Raw genomic sequence first — 18,405 nt, forward strand, 5'->3', positions numbered from 1 at the left:
CAGGTATCAGTTTTTATTTTAATAAACAAACAGCGAGCAAGTATAAAAAGATAAGCCATCATAGCCGCTTGGATTTCTGTGGTGGTGGCTTACCGAAATAAGAAATCTTAGTTCTTTAAATCGTCTATGGACCTTTGCACCTTGTCTTCTTGTTCTTGTCGATATTTCCTTCTAGCTTCCTCTGAGACTAACATAGACTCATTAATCCCATTTTTTACTCCCCACTTGATAATAAAATATAAAAGTATAGATAAACCTATTATCCATAAAAGCAATTGTCCGGTTGTCATTTTTAAAATCCCCCTTATTTATTGCGTACAACTACTAAATAGCTTGTGTTCACTACCAGCAAGACTAAGCACATTACTGCTATAGAAAAAATTTGCGATTGCTCGCTAAAGTAAGAAAATGCAACAGCTAAACTAATACCAGTGAGCATAAACAGATTGAATAATCGATGCGATTTATAAAGTCCTTGTAAGGTCACGTACTTCTCCCCATCATCCATAGAGTCCATAAGCCGTTGCTCATAGTCCTTTGATTGGATGCTCGGAAGGTTTCTTTCTGGATAACTTGTCTTTATAAAATTTGCACTAAACATCGGAATGGTCCAGCTAGCTATGAACAAAAGTATAAAACCAATTTGTAAAATTGTATTGTTTGTCATTAGAATAGAAACTGCAACCGCTAATATAGATAAGACCTGTGAAATATTAGCAGCTATACCCAAATCAGCGACCTTTTTGTATTTGTACTCTTCCATTAAATCCTCTTGTTCCCCATCAAATGTTTGGGAATTAACTATTTTTATCTTCCTTATAAACACAAGACCGATTACTAAAAGAGTTAGAATCATAGCCAAAACAATATATAAAATCAGATTTACAGGATGGTCCCATGCCTCGCGACCCTGATCTTTGCCCATCATGATAGCATAGGTGATCGTAAAACCAGCTACCCCTCCGAGCAGTAAACTAACAATTGTTGTGAACATCTTTTTCATTATTCTTCCTCCCCTATTAAAAAGACATTTTCTACAGGCTCATTAAAAATTCTAGCTATACGTACAGCTATTAATATAGAAGGCATATATTCTTCTCGCTCTATTAAGCTAATAGTTTGCCTAGAAATCCTAGCTAACTTAGCTAGTTCAGTCTGATTGAGTCCATCTCTTGCTCTTAACTCCTTTAAACGGCTTTTCACCATTCCCCGCCTCCTCTCTTCCAATATATACAATTATAGTCATTTTGACAACTATAATTGTCAAAATGACTATAAAAAATGTCAATTAATTCAAATGTGTTTTTGTCTACAATTCTTTTGCAATTTCTTTTAGTTTATTCAAAACAAGCGCTTCCTCATTTGCCACCTGTGCTGTAGCAATCTTAATTAGCTCTTCATAATTTCCAATGCAAACAGAGCTTTGTGCCTGGAGAAACATAGGAATATCATTTGCATCATTTCCGAATGCTATAAATTGCTTACTTAGGACTCCAAGCTTTTGGAGTCCATTCCATTTATCAACACCCAATGGACTTATATCTAAAATTCCTTCCCGGCCATGGTTACAAATTTCTACTGGGAGCTGTTTAAGTTCATGTAATAGGTTTTCTTGATTGTTGCTATGTAAAATGACTACTTTTACTACTTTATTCAACTTATGTAATTCCACTTTTTCAGCTTGTTGTAATGTATCTAAATTCATCCTAATTGGATGGTTTTCGTCTCCTGTATAGGCGTAGTCCCACTCGCTGTCCACTAGGTACTGAGCTTTATATTTTTCTATGAGCTGAATAATTTTTTCCGATGTTTGCTTATCAAAATGAGTACTTGAAATGATTTGTCCCTCCTTGGCTACAAAAGCTCCATTTCCTCCTACCATAGGCAACTGATAGAAATGCCTAGGAAGTATCGGCAGTAAATCTCGGATCGGTCTTGCTGAGGCTAGAATTACCTCATGCCCCTTTTCCAATAATTCTTCCAATGCCTGTACCATCGCATTAGATAAAGGCTTCCCTTGAAAGCATATCGTTCCATCTAAATCAAAAATAAACTTCATTTCATTAACCCCCTCTATAAAATAATCATATCGCTTTGCTATATAATTAAAAAAGGACATATGTCCAAAAAGGAGGAAAAGATGAAAATTATCAAGACCTTAGAAATCATTGATCAGTATTTATCCCAATTTAATATGCAGGAGAAAGTTACGTCTCTCCAAAATCTGTCCTTTCACCTTCGTTCCTATAGTCCCAGTGAAGTTATTCTTAAAGAAGAAGATGAATTGGATGGAATTTATTTTCAAGTAAGTGGTAAGACAAAGGTCACCACTAGCTTAGAAAATGGAAAATCATTATTATTACGCTTTTGTCATCCTCAAGCAATTTTTGGAGATATAGAACTCTTTCAAAAGGTAGAAATACAATCACAGGTGGAAGCAGTAGAAGAAACCTCTTTATTATTTTTAGACAAGCAAACGATAGAATTATATTTAATGGAGGATCCTTTATTTTTAAGGGAATTATCGAAGCATTTAGCCTATAAACTACAAACGTGTACAACAGCTTCTAGAGTAAACTTGTTAGCTACAGTAGAAGCTCGGTTTGCAAGCTACTTATTAACTACTAGAGATAACCATAATCATTTTGGTAGAGAGATAACGACCAACCAAACAGAGGAAATTGCCTCCCTTATTGGAACAACTCAACGGCATTTAAATCGTATAATCCATTCATTCATAAAGAAAAAAATAATTGTAAAAGAAAACAAAACTTTTATAGTATTAGATTGGGGTATATTAGCAGTTCTTTCTAATGGTGTTCGATATGAATGAGGGGCTGGTTTAACACCAGCCTCTCATTAGACGATGTGCTTAATGTAAGTAACCACGGTTTCTTGTATGTATAAGAAGAACAGCCACCCAGCAATCCCTAGCAAAATGGAAACAAAAAGATGCAACGAATTTTGTAATGCCAGATATACAATCAGTAGCATTACAGCGGTAGCTGGGAATCCCCAAAGCACTCCTAAAGCGAACTTGCTCAGCGTAGAGGATTGCTCTCCTTGAACATACAACCAAACAATACTAAGCAAGCTCACTAAAGGCAATGCTGCAATAATACCTCCATAGGTGGGGAATCTCCTCGAAATCTCCGTTACCATAGCTATGATAATAGCGGATATAATAACCTTCATTAAAATGTACATTTTTTTGCTACCTCACTTAAGGTTTGAAATGCTTTTTCAATTATTATTTTTTCTTCCTGCGAGAGTTGATCTAAGGCTTTCGATAATTTTTGATCATCCAGACTTGTGTTTCGATATAAAACATCGGATCCTAATTCCGTTAAGCGAAGGTTAACTCTTCTTTGGTCCTCTCCACTTTTCTCTTTAACTATGTAATTTTTCTCAATTAGCCTTTTAACATGCTCGGAGGCCGTGTTATGTGAAATCTTTAAAACCTTTGCTACCTCATTAATTCCAGCATCCGAATGTTTATCCAGAAGTTGAAGTATTCGTACTGCTTGATGAGTTATTTTATCCACATGTGGATAATGTAAATAAAAATAAATGTCAGTCCAATATTCATTTAGCTGATTTGATTGTATACTCATTTTTTATTCCCCCATTTTTATATCGTATAATACGATATAATTTTAACATACCCGTAAAACTATTTCAGAAAAAAGATTCCACAAATGATATAGTTATATATATTACGGATACCGGACTAGTTTTTTGTTTTTTTGTCTTTGTTTTTGACTTTGTGTCTTTGTTTTGTTTATGTTACAAGTGCCTGGCACCTGTAATATTTGAAGATATGGTTAAGGGGTGGGTTTGGATGGATTTATTGCTGATTATTTTGCCGGTTTTTATTATCTTTTTTATTGGTTTTATAGGACAGAGGTTGATAGGGTTTGATATTAAATCTATTTCTTCTGCTGCGCTTTATCTTATGTCTCCTTTCTTAGCATTTCGTACGTTTTATACGCATGAGTTGTCGATTGATTATGTATATATTCTAGGAGCATGTCTCCTTTTAACCTTTTGCTTATTGGGAGTCGTGTGGCTTTCTTCGCTTTTTATGCAGACTACTCGTCCTCAGTTAGCAGCATTAATTTTAGGGAGTGTTTTTCCTAATAGCGGGAACTACGGAGCACCAGTTGTTCTCTTTGCTTTAGGGGCTGTTGGATTTGATTATGCTGTTGTGATAATGGTTTTCCACGGTTTGATCATGAACACCATTGGAATCTTTTTTGCCTCTTTAGGTGGAGAGGAGAAAGCTACCTGGCAGCAGGCTGTACATAAGGTTTTAAGAATGCCATTAGTTTATGCATCCTTACTGGGAGTTCTCCTTCAAGTGCTACATGTGACTGTGCCTCAGTCCGTAATGGAAGGTGTGGGACTAGCTGCAGATGCTTCTATTCCGACCGTCATGCTTGTGCTCGGTATGCAATTGGCAGTAATCTCAAGAAAAAAAGTTGCATATCGATTTGTTACGACAGCAACGGTTGTTCGAATGTTTGTTTCACCTTTACTGGCAGCAGCCATTATGTTTTTTCTACCGGTAAATGACTTACTTAAAACGGTTTTTATCATTCAAGCTGCCATGCCAACAGCTGCAAACACCACGATGCTTTCTTTACAATTTGGAACTGAACCAGATTTAGTATCCTTTACAACCTTTATAACTACTATTCTCAGTATCCTTACCATTCCATTCGTTTTGTTTTTTCTCGGAATTTAAATTCTAAAGCTTTTCTAAAGCCCGTTTACCGACTACCTTTCTTAGGTGGTCTTTTTTGTAAAAGTATCTAAAGAATCGAGAATGTTACAGGTGCCAGGCACCTGTAACATTTTTTATATCCCTTGCCTCACCGAGACCTGCAGTGGTTATTAAAAATTGTTTTTTGGGTTGTCCCTCTAGTCTTATTTCATTTTTTTTTACATAGGTTGGTTTGAAGGAGTGATTAAAGATGGAAAATTGGCAGTTTCGGGGTAGTTATAAGCCATACGTTTCTCCACGGGATCCTTGCCCCCCTATTTTAGTTAGAAAGTTTGTGCTTCCTCCACAGCTATTCACTAATTTTCAACAACCAGGATTACCGCAAAATACACCAGCAGATGCATTAATGCAAGGCTCTTTATGGCCACAGTTTGTCGACGGATTTTATAGGGAGGAGGGAATATCATGACATCCAGCGATCACCAGTGGAATCTATTAAAACAAGTACAGCAAATGGATTTTGTTGTCGTAGAGCTGACTCTCTACACCGATACACATCCAGATGATTTAGATGCTTTGGAGCAATGGCGTATGGCTATAAAAAATGCAGCTGCAGTAAGGAAGAAATATGAAGCTCAGTATGGTCCGCTTTCATTAATGACTACTCCCTCCAAGCAAGCATTAGATGTTGGCTGGCGCTGGAACTCTACTCCATGGCCATGGCAAATTTGAAAGGAGAAAACTAATGTGGGTTTATGAGAAAAAACTGCTTTATCCTGTAGAAGTTACGACATGCAACCCAATGCTTGCTAGATATCTTATGGAACAGTACGGTGGAGCCGATGGAGAGCTCGCCGCTGCTTTGCGCTATATGAACCAGCGATACACGGTTCCTGATAAAGTAATTGGAATTCTTACCGACATTTCAACAGAAGAGTTTTCTCACCTAGAAATGCTTGCTACCATGATTTATAAATTAACTAAGGATGCAACTCCTGAGCAATTAGAAAAAGCTGGCCTTGGACCTCATTTTGTTAATCATGGACATTCTTTATTCTATGAAAATGCTGGTAACGTTCCTTTTACCGCTGCATACATTCAATCTAAGGGTGACCCAATTGCAGACTTATATGAGGATATTGCCGCAGAAGAAAAAGCTCGTGCCACCTATCAATGGTTAATCGACATTTGTGATGATCCAGGTGTAAGTGATGCTCTTCGTTTCCTTAGAGAAAGGGAAAATATTCACTCCTTAAGATTTAGAGAATCGGTAGAGCTACTTATAGAGGAAAGAGACCAGAAAAAAATATTCTAAATAGAAATGCTTGGTGACTAGTCAAATCTAGTTCCCAAGCTTTTTCTATTTAGGTTACATAATGATTACAGGTGCCTGGCACCTGTAATCATTATGTAACGCTCGAACTTGTAAGCATTATAAAATCATCGTACCTGTAGTCATCTTGCATTTAATGGGAGTGTTTGGTCTGGTATATTCTTATTTGCTAGGGCAACAATAACTTAAATAATACTTCCGCCAAATATGCTACAAGGAGGAATATAAATGAAGTCACTTGTCATTAAAATTGGAGTAATATTCCTTGTGCTTTTTGGCATTGGTTATACTACCTCCGCCATGGATAAGGGGCGACCTTATTACGAAGAGAAGGGATATGTTATGTGGGAGATAAAAACAGACGAGAAGGTGATCGCCCTTACCTTTGATGATGGTCCCCATCCTACATATACACCGCAGGTTTTAGATTTATTAAAAAAATATGATGCAAAAGCAACTTTTTTTGTTATCGGTGAAAGAGTTGAGAAGTATCCAGAGGTTGTTTCTAGAATGGGGACAGATGAACATGAGATTGCCAACCATACGTATACACATCCACTAACTATTTCCCCAGCTAAGCTAAAGGAAGAATTAGAAAAGACAAATGATATCATTCATAAAATAACAGGAACCTATCCCATTTTTTATCGGCCAGTAGGTGGCCAGTATAATGACAAAATTATTAATACTGCGATTGATGAAGGTTATAAAGTAATTATGTGGTCTTGGCATCAGGATACAGAGGATTGGAAAAGACCAGGTACAAAGAAAATTGTTAAAAAGGTATTATCAGGTGTTAAGCCAGGCAACATTGTTTTATTCCACGATTCTGGAGGGGACCGTTCTCAAACTATTAAAGCACTGGAAGAAATACTTCCTGAGCTTCAGCGTCAGGGATATCGGTTTGTAACTGTCTCAGAGCTTATTGAAATACACTCAATGTCTTTGCATCCATAAGTGTCTATAGTATGGGTAAGGATGATTTTTTTACTCCTCCATCCATGTAAAAAGCTTGAACCATTAGAATCCCTAACGGTTCAAGCTTTCATTATTTCTACTTATTCTTTTTTATCCTTTTCAAACAAGACAATTAAAGCCGGTAATAAAATACCTCGAATTAAGAAGGTATCGAGAATAATACCTACCGCAACAATGAAGCCGAATACGAACAGTAATTGAATTGGCTGAGTCATTAAGACAGCAAATGTAGCTGCCAATAGAATCCCAGCAGAGGAAATTACTCCTCCTGTATGAGAAACTGCAATTTGAACAGCATCCTTTACTGAATGCTTTTGACGTTCCTCCATAAAACGAGATATTAAAATGATATTGTAATCTATACCAAGCGCAACTAGGAACACAAAGGAATACAATGGAACTCGATTACTGATAGTATCAATATCAAAGAATAAGTTAGATAAGAACATTCCTAAGCCCAATGCAGCTAAGAATGATAAAAGAATGGTTCCCATCATGTAAATAGGCATTTTAATAGACTTTGTCAACACGATTAATAGAATGAAGATCAAGATCGTTTCTAATACAACGATAATGATTAAATCACGATCATTAACTGCTCGATCATCCACTTGAGCAGCTGTCTCACCTGCAAAATAAAGATCGCCATTAGCATCCAATGCAGAAACAATATCCTCTTTCTCTTCTATCATTTTCTCGAGAGCATCCATTGATTCAGTAGAATATGGACTGTCCTTAAAGGTTAATTGGTATTGCACTGCTAACCCATCCTCTGATACACCAGTAGGACGTACTGAGTTTACAAGTTCTTGATTTTGAAGCTGCTCCAAAATACTTGCTTGAACTTCCTCCGTTACTTCTTCCTCTGATTCAAAAAGAACAGTTGTTGGTGCTAAATCACCTTTCGCAAACTCTTCCTCTATAATCTCATAGCCCATACGTGATGGCATATCCTCTGGGAAGGACTTCATCGTATCGAACTCATACTTAAGGTTAAACATGTTTAAAGCAGATCCCACTAAAATAACAAGTATGATTAGAGCCGCTACAATTGGTTTCCCTACAACGAATGCACCAATTTTGCTCCATAGTTTACTGACCTTCTCTTCCCCTTCACCGTACTTAGGAATGCGTGGCCAGAACGACTTGCGACCAAATAACGTGAACAATGCAGGTATTAATGTTACAGAAGCAAACATAATAACAAACATCGTAGTACCAAAGATAGGAGCGAAGTTTCTATAATCTCCGAAGCTGGCAAAGAACAATACTAGCATTGCTGCAAGAACAGTACCACCTGCAAAGAATACAGGTATTCCTGTTTCTCTCATTGCCCACTTCATCGAATCGAACTTACTCTCATAATTCTTCAGTTCCTCACGATAACGAGAGAAAACAAATAAAGAATAATCAATGGTAGCTGCAAACAATAGAATAGACATAATAGATAATGACTGAGCTGCTAAATCTAGACCTCCTGCTCCGAGAATACCTAACAATTGATTAACTACCTGATATACAATCCCTGCAGCCAATAATGGAATAATTGCTAATAAAGGAGATCGATAAATGACGATTAATAGAATTAAAATGATACCAACAGTAGCTAAAATCAATACTAAATCTGCTCTTTCAAACAAATTAGTCGTGTCTACCGCAATACCAGCTGGGCCAGTAATATAAACATCTGCTCCCGTATCTTCCAAAACTATATCTCTTATTTCTTCTAGTGATTTTTCTAATTCAGCAGTTTCTAAAGAGGTTATAAAATTTAACGGAACAACGGCTGTCTTTTGGTCCTCTGAGAAGAAACCAGCTAGAGCCTGAGGTGGCAGGCTGCTAAAAGGAACAACTTCCTTTACACCTTTAATATTTGCTGCACTTACTTTATCTAATGCTTCTCCAAGGGCTTTTACATCAATTTCTGTATCCTTGGATTGTAGTACTAAAATAGCTGGAAGACTTTCTGCATCCTTAAAGTGCTCGTCAATATGCTTTTGAGCCACTACGGATTGAACATCCTCAGGAAGAGACGTGACGCTTGATACTTTATGGTCTCCCGCTCCAGGTGCAAATATTGTTAGTAAGACCATAATCGCTATCCATGCACCGATTGTAATCCACATACCCTTTTTAGTGGCTACAAAATCAGTGACACTTCCTAATAACTTTTTCAACAATTCCACTCCCTACTTGGTTTATTAAGTGACACTAGTGTCACTTTGGATAAAAAAACATTTTACTTTTTCATTATCCTTTTCTATCATTTTCCTGTCAATGAATCGACCTTGAACATTCCACTGCTCAAGATTTCCTTAATAGAAGCCACCCACTCGCCTTCAGGAATATTAAAATGGTTGGGGATTGCGATAATTTGAAAGATCATCCCAAGTAAAACTGCTGTAGGCAAATGCTCCTTAATAAGACCTTCTTTTCTCCCTAGTTCAATAAACCCTTCAAATTGCTGGTACATACTAATATAGTATTCGCTTATTCTAGATTTATTATTCAATGCCCGTTTTGTCGTCGGTGCAGGAATTTGACCAATGATATCCAGTATCTCGTAAATATTATTATGCGCAAAAATAAAATCAATCAGCTCATTAAACTGAGTTTGGAAATCAGAACTTTTATTCAACTTATCAAAATCCGATAAAAACCTAGCCATCTCATACATTAGAAACTCAGAAATTAACTCATCCTTATTATCATAATATTTATAGAGACTTCCTCTTGAAACACCCAGACGTGAAGCCAGCTTACTAAACGTAAAAGCCTCATAGCCATCATGAATAATTAATTCCTTTGTTTCCTTAAACAAATGCTCATCAGTAAATTTTCTTTCACGAGCCATATCCAACACCTCACTATCCCACTCATTATATTACAAAAACCAACCTACACAAAATGACAGCAATGTTACAGGTGCCTGGCACCCGTAACATTACTGTCATTGTTTTATTTGTGGTTTGTTATGGCAGTTGCTATTTGGTCAATAGAAGGTACGGTGCTCGCTTTATTGTCTTCTGTAAGGACTGTGAATATGAGTAGCTCTCCGTCCTTTGTTTTCGCATAGCCTGCAAGTGCTTTAATGTTTTTAAGGCTCCCGGTTTTCGCCATTACGTTTCCAGCAGCTGGTGCTGTTCCTAGTCTGTGGCGCAGTGTACCACCAACGTAGCGATCTTTAGATCCAGCGATAGGCAGACTCTTATAATAAGTGTTGTACCAAGGCTCTTTTCTGATTACATACAATAATTGTGAAAGCTCTCTTGATGTAATTTTGTTGGAGTAGGATAGTCCAGAAGCATCCTCGAACTTCCATTGGGAAGTGTCTATACCAACAGAGAAAGCATAATCTCGCATGACTTGAAGTCCTGCATCCCAGCTTCCTTCACCATAAACCTTTTTTCCCATTTCCTTCGCTAAAATCTCAGCGTGTACATTGTTGCTCAGCTTCATGAATGGAATGATTAAATCCTTTAAAGGTTGTGACTTTCTTGTAAGGAGGGTCTTAGCGGTAGCTGGTGTTTTCCCTTTCACTAATTTACTAGATTTCCCAAGGGTAATCCCCTTCTCTGCTAAGGATCTTTTGAAAATGTCCAGTGCATACATCGTTGGATCTGTGACGGCAATCCATTCCTTGGATCCAGAAGTTCCTATAGGAGAGTTTCCAGTAATAATGACTTTGTTTGTTCCAACCTCACGAGTGATTTTCAACGTGTTTTTACTTCCTTTTGGAACTGTCTTAGATTTATTGACTACCTTTAGTACATTTGTATTCGGAGATAGCGTTACTCTGGCTGCTTTTCCATTGCTTGTCGGTTTAGCTTCCACAATGACAGACCCTGCATCAAAATCTCCATTTGGAGATAAGGTCAATGCCGAAATAGGGGCAGCATAATAATAAGGCACGTCCTCCGCCATAATCCCCGAGGACAATCCAACGCTGTCATACCATGTATCATCTCCAATTAGGTTACCTGATATATGCTTAATACCTTGTTTGGAAAGTCCTGCGGCAAAATTGTCAAAATGGCTTTTTAATAAAGTCGGATCCCCTTGCCCTTTAAGATAGAGATTACCATTCAAGGTACCCTTACTTACCTTTCCATTCGTTAATACAGCAGTAGAAAACCGGAAATCCTCTCCCAAAGTTTCTAACGCTGTAGCTCCGGTCAATAGCTTTAAGGACGATGCAGGAGTAATTCCTTTATTTCCATTGCGTTCATAGATGATTTCTCCTGTAGAAGCCTTGCGAACTGTAATACTGGAAGTTGCATTTTTCATTCGATTGTCTGCCATTATGGTATTTAATTTATTCGTTAAACTAGTATAGGTTGAAGCAGCCTCAACCGATGAAATGGACGGAGTAGGTACAAATATAGCGCTTCCTGTTAAGATGATAGCTACTAATGTAATAAGTACTTTTCTGCAAGCCTTCAATTCTCTACCTCCAAATTATCTATTTTTTGTTAGTTTAACATGAAATAGTAAAATAATAAGTTCAAATTGTATATATTTCTAAAAACCTGTCTTTTTTCCTACTACAAAATAAAACGAGGTGTAAAGTCACTGACCTTATCACCTCTTCTAACTTTCTACTTTAAAGGTTTTAAAGCATTAGTTTGCTCTAAGTAAATAAACGCATCATATCTTTCACTTATTTTAGAAGGAACGTAATTACCATAGGCCTCAAAAGAGGGATTATAAACGACTCCTATGGCTCGATGACCTATCCACTCATTGAACAGAGCACGATTATCTTTATTAAAGAGTAATAGCTTGTCTCCACCTCCAGCATCGTGGAGCACATCCTCCCAGGAATCCTTCCTCGCTGGAGGAACTTTTTCTTTTTTGTAGGGGGTGTCCCATTCATCTGCAGCTATTACTGTTCCTGAATGAGTACCAAAGCCTAACGCAAATACATTGTCTCTTCTATTTTAAAGACGAAGGATTTGTCCAACATTCAACATACCTGCATCCTTCATATCTGTAGCTGACGCATCACCAATATGCGTATTATGCTCCCAAATAATGATTTTTGCATCTTTTCCATGGTAATCCATTATTTCATTAATGGCCTCTACCATATGCTCATCTCGGACATTCCATGATAGATCATCACTTCGAACCATTGCTCGGTAATATTCCTCTGCATTTTGGGCCACTAAAGCGTTTATCTTCAAATTTAAGTCATTTTCTTCTTCGTCTTTAAAGTTATCTTCGTGTTCTCTGATGGACTTGATAAGCTTTGATACCTCTTCTATGCACGCCTCCGAGATGTCTAACGTGGAAAGTGCGTATGTTTCCGGATGGCGATTAAATGGTTCAAAGCAAGAAATAGCTCTTTGTGCAAATTGTAATTCCGTTCCGTTTGGATCAGTTTCCTTTAAATATCGAATAACCTCATCCAACGATTCCCATAGGCTATATACATCGATTCCATAAAAGCCAATTTTATCTTCCTTATGGCCATTATAATCCTTTAACCATGTAGAAAATTCAGCAATTTCTTCGTTGGCCCACATCCAGGTTGGCCAACGCTCAAATGCAGCCTTAAGCATTTCTTTAGCATCCGAGTACTTACTATAACCCTTTATGAATCGATTAATGTGCTGTGTGGATGGCCAATCTCCCTCCACCGCTATTAAAGTAAAACCCTTTTCCTTTATTAATCTTTTGGAAATTTCAGCTCTTACCTTATAAAACTCCGAGGTACCATGACTCGCCTCGCCAAGTAAAACAATGTTAGCTCCCCCAATTGCCTCTAATAAAGGATTTAAATCTTCATCCGTGGACATCGGCAACGCAAATTGCTGAATAGACTCCTTTAATTTCTTCAATAATTGCACTCCTCTCATGTAAAGTTTGAGTAATCTAAATTATTTTTATTCTATTTTATATGCCGAGCTAGAAATTAACCAAATATATGGTATGATATTGTAAATTAAATGCGATGAAGAGAAGAGTAAGTAATTTAAAGTCTTCCAAAAGAGAGTCCTGGTAGCTGAAAAGGGATGTAGAAGGAATTACTGAAACAAGCCTCTGAGCTTCACATAGGACTCGTATAAAACGGGGTATGATGTGACGGGTGCTCCTGTTATAGAGCTAAAGTATAAGCATTTTCTATGCCGTACTTGAAAAGGCTCCTTTGGTGACAATGGGGCAAACTGGGGTGGCACCACGACATGTTAATCTCGTCCCCAAGACAATCGTCTTGGGGGTGGGATTTTTTTATTTGTAGTAATAAACATGTCGGGAGGAATATAAATGAATAAGCGGAAAGTTAGAGCTCTTTATTTAGGTGTAGTCGGACTAGCTAACATTGGAGGGTGGATTTATTTACTTGCCCTTAATCTAATTATTTTGGACAAAACAGGGTCTGTATTAGCTGTAACTGGATTATATATAATTAAACCCTTCGCTAGTATGTTAATTGGACCTTGGGCTGGAAGTATGATTGACCGTGTTTCTACTAAGCATTTGATGATATTTTTAGATATTATCCGGGCTATTCTCGTAGGCTCTCTGCTTTTTGTAGATTCCTTATGGGTTATCTATTTGATGGTGTTATTTATACAAATGGCAGGTGCCATATTTGAAACAAGCTCATTTACTTATATGACTTTATTGTTACCAGAAGAGGATCGAAACAAGTTTAATGCTGTGTTAACCTTTGTTCATTCGGGTGCCTTTGTGACAGGACCTTTTCTGGCAGGTATATTATTTATGCTTGCACCACTTGAATTTTCATTAGTTATAAATGTGTTAATCTTTATTTGCTGCGGTATATGGACTATATTCCTGCCCAATATACTCAATACGATTCCTGAGGTGAAAAAACACCTCCACGTAAAGGAGGTGCGAGAAGATTGGTATGCTGTTTGGAACTTCAGTAAAAAATACTTGTCCTTTTTCTTCATTTATATGACCTTCCAAGGGACGATGCTAGTAACTGCAGCATTAGATTCCACAGAAGTTGCTTTTGCAAAGGAGGTGCTCTTATTGACGGATGCTGCCTATGGATCCCTTGTTAGTATAGCTGGACTGGGATTTCTACTAGGTGCAATATGTACAAATTTGTTAGTAAGGTTTCTTTCGCCTAAAGCAATGATGGGTATAGGGACGTTTTTTGTAGCAAGTGGATATTTTATTTATAGTCTCTCAACTTCCTATTTTGCAGCAAGTATTGGGTTTTTCGCATTATCATTCAGTCTTTCCATCGCCAATACTGGTTTTATGACATATATCCAATCACGAATTCATTCTAATATGATGGGACGCATCACTAGTTTATATGAGATTATTTCTAGTTTTGTTCAAATAGTAGCAGTTCTTCTATTCGGACTAGTTGCTAGCTTGGTATCCGTCAAAGTAGTGGTCATAGGCGGCTCCATTCTCATGCTACTTGGTTCATGTTATTTAATCCTTATTACATGGAGAATATCTAAAACAAGAGGTTTTGAAGCCCTTTGACTATTTACTTTTTTCACACGCAAAGGCTAATACCACAGGAATTCTTTGTCTTCGTTTAAATTCTTCTTCACTAGAAAAGTGTTGACGTTTAGGAGTACCTTCACGCAATTCTAAAATAGTAAAGCCATTGTCTCGTAATGCTGTAAAGTATTGCTCAATTGTACGGTGAAATTTTACGACTATGTGATCGATCCAAGGTTCTTCTCTTTCTCCATCTAGAAAATAATTGTCCACTATCCAATTCTCACGTTTCTCTCCAGATTGCTTGCTTAAAAAGGAAGAAGTCGTGAGAGGATGCTGGACACTAAATATGAATTTACCATTATCCTTTAAACTTTTATGTATAGAGTCGAATAGCTGATTTATATCTGACACATAATGTATAGCAAACCTAGAAGTCACTATGTCGTACGCTTTGGCTGGGTAAGGATATGACTCCATTGTATCCTTAATCACCTTGCCATTTAACGTCTTTAAATTCACTTTGGCTGCTTCCACCATTTTTTCGGAGCCTTCCACACCTATATATTCAGTAGCTCCATTCTGTATCAAATCCTTACCAAATGAGCCATCACCACAACCTAAATCTAGTATGGAATTACCAGTAATATCTCCTAGCATTTCAAAAATCATCGGTCCTTCAATCGCATTATTCGGGCTGTCCGAACGGTCTCTCCTCTTAAAGTAATTCGTGAAAAATTGTTCTTGGTTGTAGGCGTTAAATCCTTTATGTGACATTAAGTAACCTCCATTTAGTTATAGTTATAGTTATAGTAATATAGCGATGCATCAAAGTGTTGAGAATAGGCAAAGAATGATACCATAAAAGAATAAAATATCAGCACTTCGAGTTAGAAAGAACAGGTGAGTTATGAAAAAAAAGAAAACTACTCTCTCCAAAAAACAATGGATCTTAATCGGTGGATTTCTGTTCCTTTTATTCTTTTTCTTAATAAACCAAGACCTAATTAGTATCCTTTTAGATGGAGATGTAGATAAAGCCAAAACATTTCTAGATAAAAATATTGCTTATGCATTGTTTTTTATGGCATTGGTCATGGTGATACAAAACTCTTTTACTGTTTTTCCGCTAATATTAGTAATTACTATAAATATTGCATTGTTTGGTTTTGTAAATGGCTTTTTATGGAGCTGGTTTACTAGTGTTCTCGCTTCTATTATCGTTTTTTATGGCGTTCGCTACATATTCCAAAGCATGATTATTCATAAGTTTGATGCGAAAATAATCGAAAAAGTAGATGCAAATGGCTTTGCTTACGTATTCCAAGCAAGACTCTTTCCTTTTGTCCCAACTAGCCTCGTAAATATTTTAGCTGGACTTAGTACGATCCGAATTTTGCCTTTTACAATTGCTACTACTTTTGGCAACTTCATATACTTCTTTATCCTTGCATTAATCCCTGCTGGCATCTTATCCTCTGATTTAGATGAATATTTGATTCTAAGCATTATTTTTGTGACTATTGCTCTTTATTACGTTATAAAACTCATTAAACATAAACGTAAGCCTGTTTCGGATTCTGAAAACGTAAAATAACTTAGCCACCAATATATATGCATCACTTGAGGATGGTCCCTCCTATTTCCTGAGACCATCCTCTTATTTATTTTCCTTGTGCTGCAATAGAAACTGCTTTATTACAAAGCCGAGACAAAATGGCTCTCCCGTGAGATAGGGTCACCACACAATGTATCATGGACTATCACGACCTAGCTTCTTTTCCAGGATCCTTCTTCATTAGTTCTGAGAGATTTCCCTTCTGAGTCTATACTGTAGTCCAAAAATCACATTAGATCATCCTCCATTTTATAACCTTTAAACCGTGGAAATATACATATTCCAATAAGCTTCAAGCTGCTTTTCCTGGAAGATGGTTAAGCTACTCATACTAAGTATCTCTTCTTTTAAGACCTGAACCTTGTCTTGCTGCTTTATGTTATAAAAACTCTTACCAAGTTCAACTCGTAATCTATTTTTTACCGATAAATTGCCAAAAGGATCGAAATAAGAGTCAATTCTAGATTTATCTTTTACACCTGTGTAGGTAAATCGTTGGTAGTAATTTAACCCCTTCTCTAGCTCAATATATCTTTTAATAGCTTCGGTATCCGTGATTGTTTCCTTTAAAAGCTCTAGCTTAACTTCTAACAGCTTTACTTCACTTGTATAATCATGTTCTCTTAATGTATCTAGATTTTCTTCTACCCATTTCATATCTATTTCATGATTAGCCTGCAAACCTAGTATATTAAAGGAACATACGGCGTAAGCGTCATTAACTTCTTTGTGCTGACTAATTTCCTCATTAGTTGGATAACCAAATTTAGATGGCTGTATAATTTCCATGGAAGCGTTATTGGATAATATACTTTCAATATCTACCTTGTGCTTATGCTCAACTATGATTAATATAGTTTTTCCTGGATGACTCTCAGCAATTGACTTAATACTCATCGCTTGCATATAGGTTCTATATTGAAATAATCGTCTCGCAAAATCCTTTTCCCCTGATGATTTCGTTTGTATCCATTCATTATTTTGTTTTATAACTTCTTTGCATTCTGAGTAAAAGAAATCTTCCTGTAAATTAGAGAAAAAAGTGAATTTCTTGAGGGAGTTTTCTCCTCTAAAAAAGGCTGGCTGATCACTATCATTTATACCGTATGCTAATAGTTGATCATTCGAAGATGCATTCCAATCAAACGGAAAAATAGGTACGCCTTTTTGAAGTGCATAGGGTAATATTATTTCTTTTTGCTCGTAAGCATATTCCTGTAAATCCATACGCGCATATTTTTCAGGGGTTCTTTGAATCCCTATTAAATCTGGATTTACTCTATCAAAAAATGCTCGATAAACGGCAGGTTGACAATCTCTAGAAACGAGCTGATAAGCATGATTTACCCCTAGTATGATTAAATTAGATTTCAATGAGCCCTACCTCCTTCACAATTACATTACTTAAATATTCAGTAAATTTTTGGAATATACTTATTTTAACATGTTTTTGTTAACTATTTAGATTCAATTTATTTTATTTTTTATAAGTGTAGATTTTCCTTTTCCAACCATTTACTATAATAAAAAAGAAGGAAAAATCCAATCGAATATAGGAGATTATAGCTATGAAACTTGCCATAATTACAGATATCCATGGAAATGAACTTGCCTTAAAGGCAGTTTTAGAGGAAATTGATAGACAACACGATATCGATGAGATTTGGTGCCTTGGTGATATGATTGCCATGGGTCCTGATACGAACGAAGTATTAGATTTATTATTTTCTCGACCAGATATCCAAATGATTACAGGCAACCATGATGAAGCCATACTTTCGCTCAAAAAAGGGGAGGGTCATCCGGAAAGCTATAGCCATACGTTCGAACATCATTCATGGATTGCTAATCAGTTAAGCCAAAAAAATGTTGAAAGACTTACAAGCCTCCCACGTGTACTGGAAAAAAATTTAAATGGTATTCGTATACTCGGCATCCATTATCATATCGAAGAAGAAAAAAGATGTGCTCATATTAAGGACGAACCTTTTCATAGTATCTTAGAAGGCACTTTAGAAAATATGGAGAAAATGTATTCTACCTATCCCGCAGATATTATCTGCTTTGGTCACCATCATCCACAGCATCTTTTTTCAAATGAAAAACAAATCTACTTAAACCCTGGTGCTTTGGGGGTGTCAAAAGATACTACAGCTCCTTTTGCAATTATAGATGCTTCCTCTAAAGAACCATCTATATCAATCCGTCATGTAAAATATGATAAAAAAGCCTTTCTGAAAAAGTTTGAGGAATTAGAGGTTCCTCAAAGAGAAATTCTATTTAAGTTGTTTTATGTGAATCAATAAATATTAA

20 protein-coding genes, 1 pseudogene and 1 other annotated feature are annotated in these 18,405 nt (G+C 36.6%); of the genes and pseudogenes, 9 read left to right on the forward strand and 12 right to left on the reverse strand.

What is annotated here, in order from left to right; all coding sequences use genetic code 11:
* Nucleotides 1-107: 107 nt before the first annotated feature.
* The 4 genes from M3627_RS07775 to M3627_RS07790 all read right to left on the reverse strand — a co-directional run bounded on the left by M3627_RS07775 (nucleotide 108) and on the right by M3627_RS07790 (nucleotide 2,059).
* On the reverse strand, nucleotides 108-290 hold the full coding sequence (locus M3627_RS07775; RefSeq protein ID WP_251553534.1) for a DUF6019 family protein: 183 nt from the start codon (nucleotides 288-290) through the stop codon (nucleotides 108-110).
* Between the two features lie 14 nt (nucleotides 291-304).
* The gene (locus M3627_RS07780) at nucleotides 305-1,003 is read right to left on the reverse strand and encodes a DUF3169 family protein (protein ID WP_251553535.1); all 699 of its coding nucleotides are present in this window, start codon (nucleotides 1,001-1,003) and stop codon (nucleotides 305-307) included.
* The gene (locus M3627_RS07785) at nucleotides 1,003-1,203 is read right to left on the reverse strand and encodes a helix-turn-helix transcriptional regulator (protein ID WP_251553623.1); all 201 of its coding nucleotides are present in this window, start codon (nucleotides 1,201-1,203) and stop codon (nucleotides 1,003-1,005) included. Before M3627_RS07785 ends, M3627_RS07780 begins: the two co-directional genes overlap by 1 nt.
* 106 nt (nucleotides 1,204-1,309) lie before the next feature.
* A complete protein-coding gene (locus M3627_RS07790) occupies nucleotides 1,310-2,059 on the reverse strand; it encodes an HAD-IIB family hydrolase (RefSeq protein ID WP_169359034.1) in 750 nt (249 codons plus the stop codon).
* Nucleotides 2,060-2,140: 81 nt separating this feature from the next.
* On the opposite strand from M3627_RS07790, the gene M3627_RS07795 reads away from it, so the two are divergent.
* On the forward strand, nucleotides 2,141-2,833 hold the full coding sequence (locus tag M3627_RS07795; protein ID WP_169359035.1) for a Crp/Fnr family transcriptional regulator: 693 nt from the start codon (nucleotides 2,141-2,143) through the stop codon (nucleotides 2,831-2,833).
* Between the two features lie 26 nt (nucleotides 2,834-2,859).
* Here the strand turns inward: M3627_RS07795 and M3627_RS07800 are convergent, their stop codons facing one another.
* A complete protein-coding gene (locus M3627_RS07800) occupies nucleotides 2,860-3,207 on the reverse strand; it encodes a DUF3147 family protein (RefSeq protein ID WP_169359036.1) in 348 nt (115 codons plus the stop codon).
* The gene (locus tag M3627_RS07805) at nucleotides 3,195-3,614 is read right to left on the reverse strand and encodes a MarR family winged helix-turn-helix transcriptional regulator (protein ID WP_251553536.1); all 420 of its coding nucleotides are present in this window, start codon (nucleotides 3,612-3,614) and stop codon (nucleotides 3,195-3,197) included. Before M3627_RS07805 ends, M3627_RS07800 begins: the two co-directional genes overlap by 13 nt.
* A 227-nt stretch (nucleotides 3,615-3,841) precedes the next feature.
* On the opposite strand from M3627_RS07805, the gene M3627_RS07810 reads away from it, so the two are divergent.
* From M3627_RS07810 to M3627_RS07830, 5 genes are all read left to right on the forward strand, one after another.
* Nucleotides 3,842-4,747, forward strand: coding sequence for an AEC family transporter (locus tag M3627_RS07810; protein WP_169359037.1), 906 nt, complete (start codon nucleotides 3,842-3,844; stop codon nucleotides 4,745-4,747).
* Nucleotides 4,748-4,976: 229 nt separating this feature from the next.
* Nucleotides 4,977-5,195, forward strand: coding sequence for a hypothetical protein (locus M3627_RS07815; protein ID WP_169359038.1), 219 nt, complete (start codon nucleotides 4,977-4,979; stop codon nucleotides 5,193-5,195).
* Complete coding sequence (locus M3627_RS07820; RefSeq protein WP_169359039.1) at nucleotides 5,192-5,458, forward strand: spore coat protein CotJB; 267 nt, start codon at nucleotides 5,192-5,194, stop codon at nucleotides 5,456-5,458. The genes M3627_RS07815 and M3627_RS07820 overlap by 4 nt, the downstream gene beginning before the upstream one ends.
* Before the next feature lie 13 nt (nucleotides 5,459-5,471).
* A complete protein-coding gene (locus M3627_RS07825; protein ID WP_169359040.1) occupies nucleotides 5,472-6,041 on the forward strand; it encodes a manganese catalase family protein in 570 nt (189 codons plus the stop codon).
* 246 nt (nucleotides 6,042-6,287) lie between these two features.
* Nucleotides 6,288-7,016 (forward strand): polysaccharide deacetylase family protein, encoded by a 729-nt coding sequence (locus M3627_RS07830; RefSeq protein WP_169359041.1) that lies wholly within the window; start codon nucleotides 6,288-6,290, stop codon nucleotides 7,014-7,016.
* A gap of 101 nt (nucleotides 7,017-7,117) precedes the next feature.
* Here the strand turns inward: M3627_RS07830 and M3627_RS07835 are convergent, their stop codons facing one another.
* The 4 genes and pseudogenes from M3627_RS07835 to M3627_RS07850 form a co-directional block, all read right to left on the reverse strand.
* Nucleotides 7,118-9,214, reverse strand: a complete 2,097-nt coding sequence (locus M3627_RS07835) for an MMPL family transporter (protein ID WP_251553537.1) — start codon at nucleotides 9,212-9,214, stop codon at nucleotides 7,118-7,120.
* A gap of 86 nt (nucleotides 9,215-9,300) precedes the next feature.
* Nucleotides 9,301-9,891: a TetR/AcrR family transcriptional regulator gene (locus tag M3627_RS07840; protein WP_251553538.1), complete on the reverse strand. Its 591-nt coding sequence runs from the start codon at nucleotides 9,889-9,891 to the stop codon at nucleotides 9,301-9,303.
* A gap of 104 nt (nucleotides 9,892-9,995) precedes the next feature.
* Nucleotides 9,996-11,480 (reverse strand): D-alanyl-D-alanine carboxypeptidase/D-alanyl-D-alanine endopeptidase, encoded by a 1,485-nt coding sequence (dacB, locus tag M3627_RS07845; RefSeq protein WP_251553539.1) that lies wholly within the window; start codon nucleotides 11,478-11,480, stop codon nucleotides 9,996-9,998.
* Between the two features lie 155 nt (nucleotides 11,481-11,635).
* Nucleotides 11,636-12,898, reverse strand: a pseudogene (locus M3627_RS07850) (erythromycin esterase family protein).
* Nucleotides 12,899-12,984: 86 nt separating this feature from the next.
* Nucleotides 12,985-13,245 (forward strand) — a binding site (T-box leader).
* A gap of 62 nt (nucleotides 13,246-13,307) precedes the next feature.
* Here M3627_RS07850 and M3627_RS07855 point away from each other — a divergent pair.
* Nucleotides 13,308-14,513 (forward strand): MFS transporter, encoded by a 1,206-nt coding sequence (locus M3627_RS07855; RefSeq protein ID WP_251553540.1) that lies wholly within the window; start codon nucleotides 13,308-13,310, stop codon nucleotides 14,511-14,513.
* On the opposite strand, the gene M3627_RS07860 is transcribed toward M3627_RS07855, so the two are convergent.
* The gene (locus M3627_RS07860; RefSeq protein WP_251553541.1) at nucleotides 14,514-15,251 is read right to left on the reverse strand and encodes a class I SAM-dependent methyltransferase; all 738 of its coding nucleotides are present in this window, start codon (nucleotides 15,249-15,251) and stop codon (nucleotides 14,514-14,516) included. It abuts the gene before it with no gap.
* 133 nt (nucleotides 15,252-15,384) lie between these two features.
* Between M3627_RS07860 and M3627_RS07865 the strand changes: the two genes are divergently transcribed.
* Nucleotides 15,385-16,071, forward strand: a complete 687-nt coding sequence (locus tag M3627_RS07865) for a TVP38/TMEM64 family protein (protein WP_251553542.1) — start codon at nucleotides 15,385-15,387, stop codon at nucleotides 16,069-16,071.
* Nucleotides 16,072-16,350: 279 nt separating this feature from the next.
* Here M3627_RS07865 and M3627_RS07870 read toward each other — a convergent pair whose 3' ends face one another.
* Nucleotides 16,351-17,466: a hypothetical protein gene (locus tag M3627_RS07870; protein WP_251553543.1), complete on the reverse strand. Its 1,116-nt coding sequence runs from the start codon at nucleotides 17,464-17,466 to the stop codon at nucleotides 16,351-16,353.
* Between the two features lie 194 nt (nucleotides 17,467-17,660).
* On the opposite strand from M3627_RS07870, the gene M3627_RS07875 reads away from it, so the two are divergent.
* Nucleotides 17,661-18,398 carry a metallophosphoesterase family protein gene (locus M3627_RS07875; protein ID WP_251553544.1) on the forward strand — a complete coding sequence of 246 codons (738 nt, stop codon included), beginning with the start codon at nucleotides 17,661-17,663 and terminating at the stop codon, nucleotides 18,396-18,398.
* The last annotated feature ends 7 nt before the right edge of the window (nucleotides 18,399-18,405 follow it).

It is taken from the genome of Psychrobacillus sp. MER TA 171, from assembly GCF_023713305.1.
In the GTDB taxonomy this organism is placed as follows: Bacteria; Bacillota; Bacilli; order Bacillales_A; family Planococcaceae; genus Psychrobacillus.

Excerpts from the sequence above, each read along its gene's own strand:
- M3627_RS07800 (WP_169359036.1), bottom strand. The coding sequence starts at position 3,207 with ATGTACATTTTAATGAAGGTTATTATATCCGCTATTATCATAGCTATG.
- M3627_RS07875 (WP_251553544.1), top strand. The coding sequence starts at position 17,661 with ATGAAACTTGCCATAATTACAGATATCCATGGAAATGAACTTGCCTTA.
- M3627_RS07840 (WP_251553538.1), bottom strand. The coding sequence starts at position 9,891 with ATGGCTCGTGAAAGAAAATTTACTGATGAGCATTTGTTTAAGGAAACA.
- M3627_RS07775 (WP_251553534.1), bottom strand. The coding sequence starts at position 290 with ATGACAACCGGACAATTGCTTTTATGGATAATAGGTTTATCTATACTT.
- M3627_RS07805 (WP_251553536.1), bottom strand. The coding sequence starts at position 3,614 with ATGAGTATACAATCAAATCAGCTAAATGAATATTGGACTGACATTTAT.
- M3627_RS07825 (WP_169359040.1), top strand. The coding sequence starts at position 5,472 with ATGTGGGTTTATGAGAAAAAACTGCTTTATCCTGTAGAAGTTACGACA.
- M3627_RS07780 (WP_251553535.1), bottom strand. The coding sequence starts at position 1,003 with ATGAAAAAGATGTTCACAACAATTGTTAGTTTACTGCTCGGAGGGGTA.
- M3627_RS07790 (WP_169359034.1), bottom strand. The coding sequence starts at position 2,059 with ATGAAGTTTATTTTTGATTTAGATGGAACGATATGCTTTCAAGGGAAG.
- M3627_RS07815 (WP_169359038.1), top strand. The coding sequence starts at position 4,977 with ATGGAAAATTGGCAGTTTCGGGGTAGTTATAAGCCATACGTTTCTCCA.
- M3627_RS07855 (WP_251553540.1), top strand. The coding sequence starts at position 13,308 with ATGAATAAGCGGAAAGTTAGAGCTCTTTATTTAGGTGTAGTCGGACTA.
- M3627_RS07795 (WP_169359035.1), top strand. The coding sequence starts at position 2,141 with ATGAAAATTATCAAGACCTTAGAAATCATTGATCAGTATTTATCCCAA.
- M3627_RS07820 (WP_169359039.1), top strand. The coding sequence starts at position 5,192 with ATGACATCCAGCGATCACCAGTGGAATCTATTAAAACAAGTACAGCAA.
- M3627_RS07830 (WP_169359041.1), top strand. The coding sequence starts at position 6,288 with ATGAAGTCACTTGTCATTAAAATTGGAGTAATATTCCTTGTGCTTTTT.
- M3627_RS07865 (WP_251553542.1), top strand. The coding sequence starts at position 15,385 with ATGAAAAAAAAGAAAACTACTCTCTCCAAAAAACAATGGATCTTAATC.
- M3627_RS07810 (WP_169359037.1), top strand. The coding sequence starts at position 3,842 with ATGGATTTATTGCTGATTATTTTGCCGGTTTTTATTATCTTTTTTATT.
- M3627_RS07860 (WP_251553541.1), bottom strand. The coding sequence starts at position 15,251 with ATGTCACATAAAGGATTTAACGCCTACAACCAAGAACAATTTTTCACG.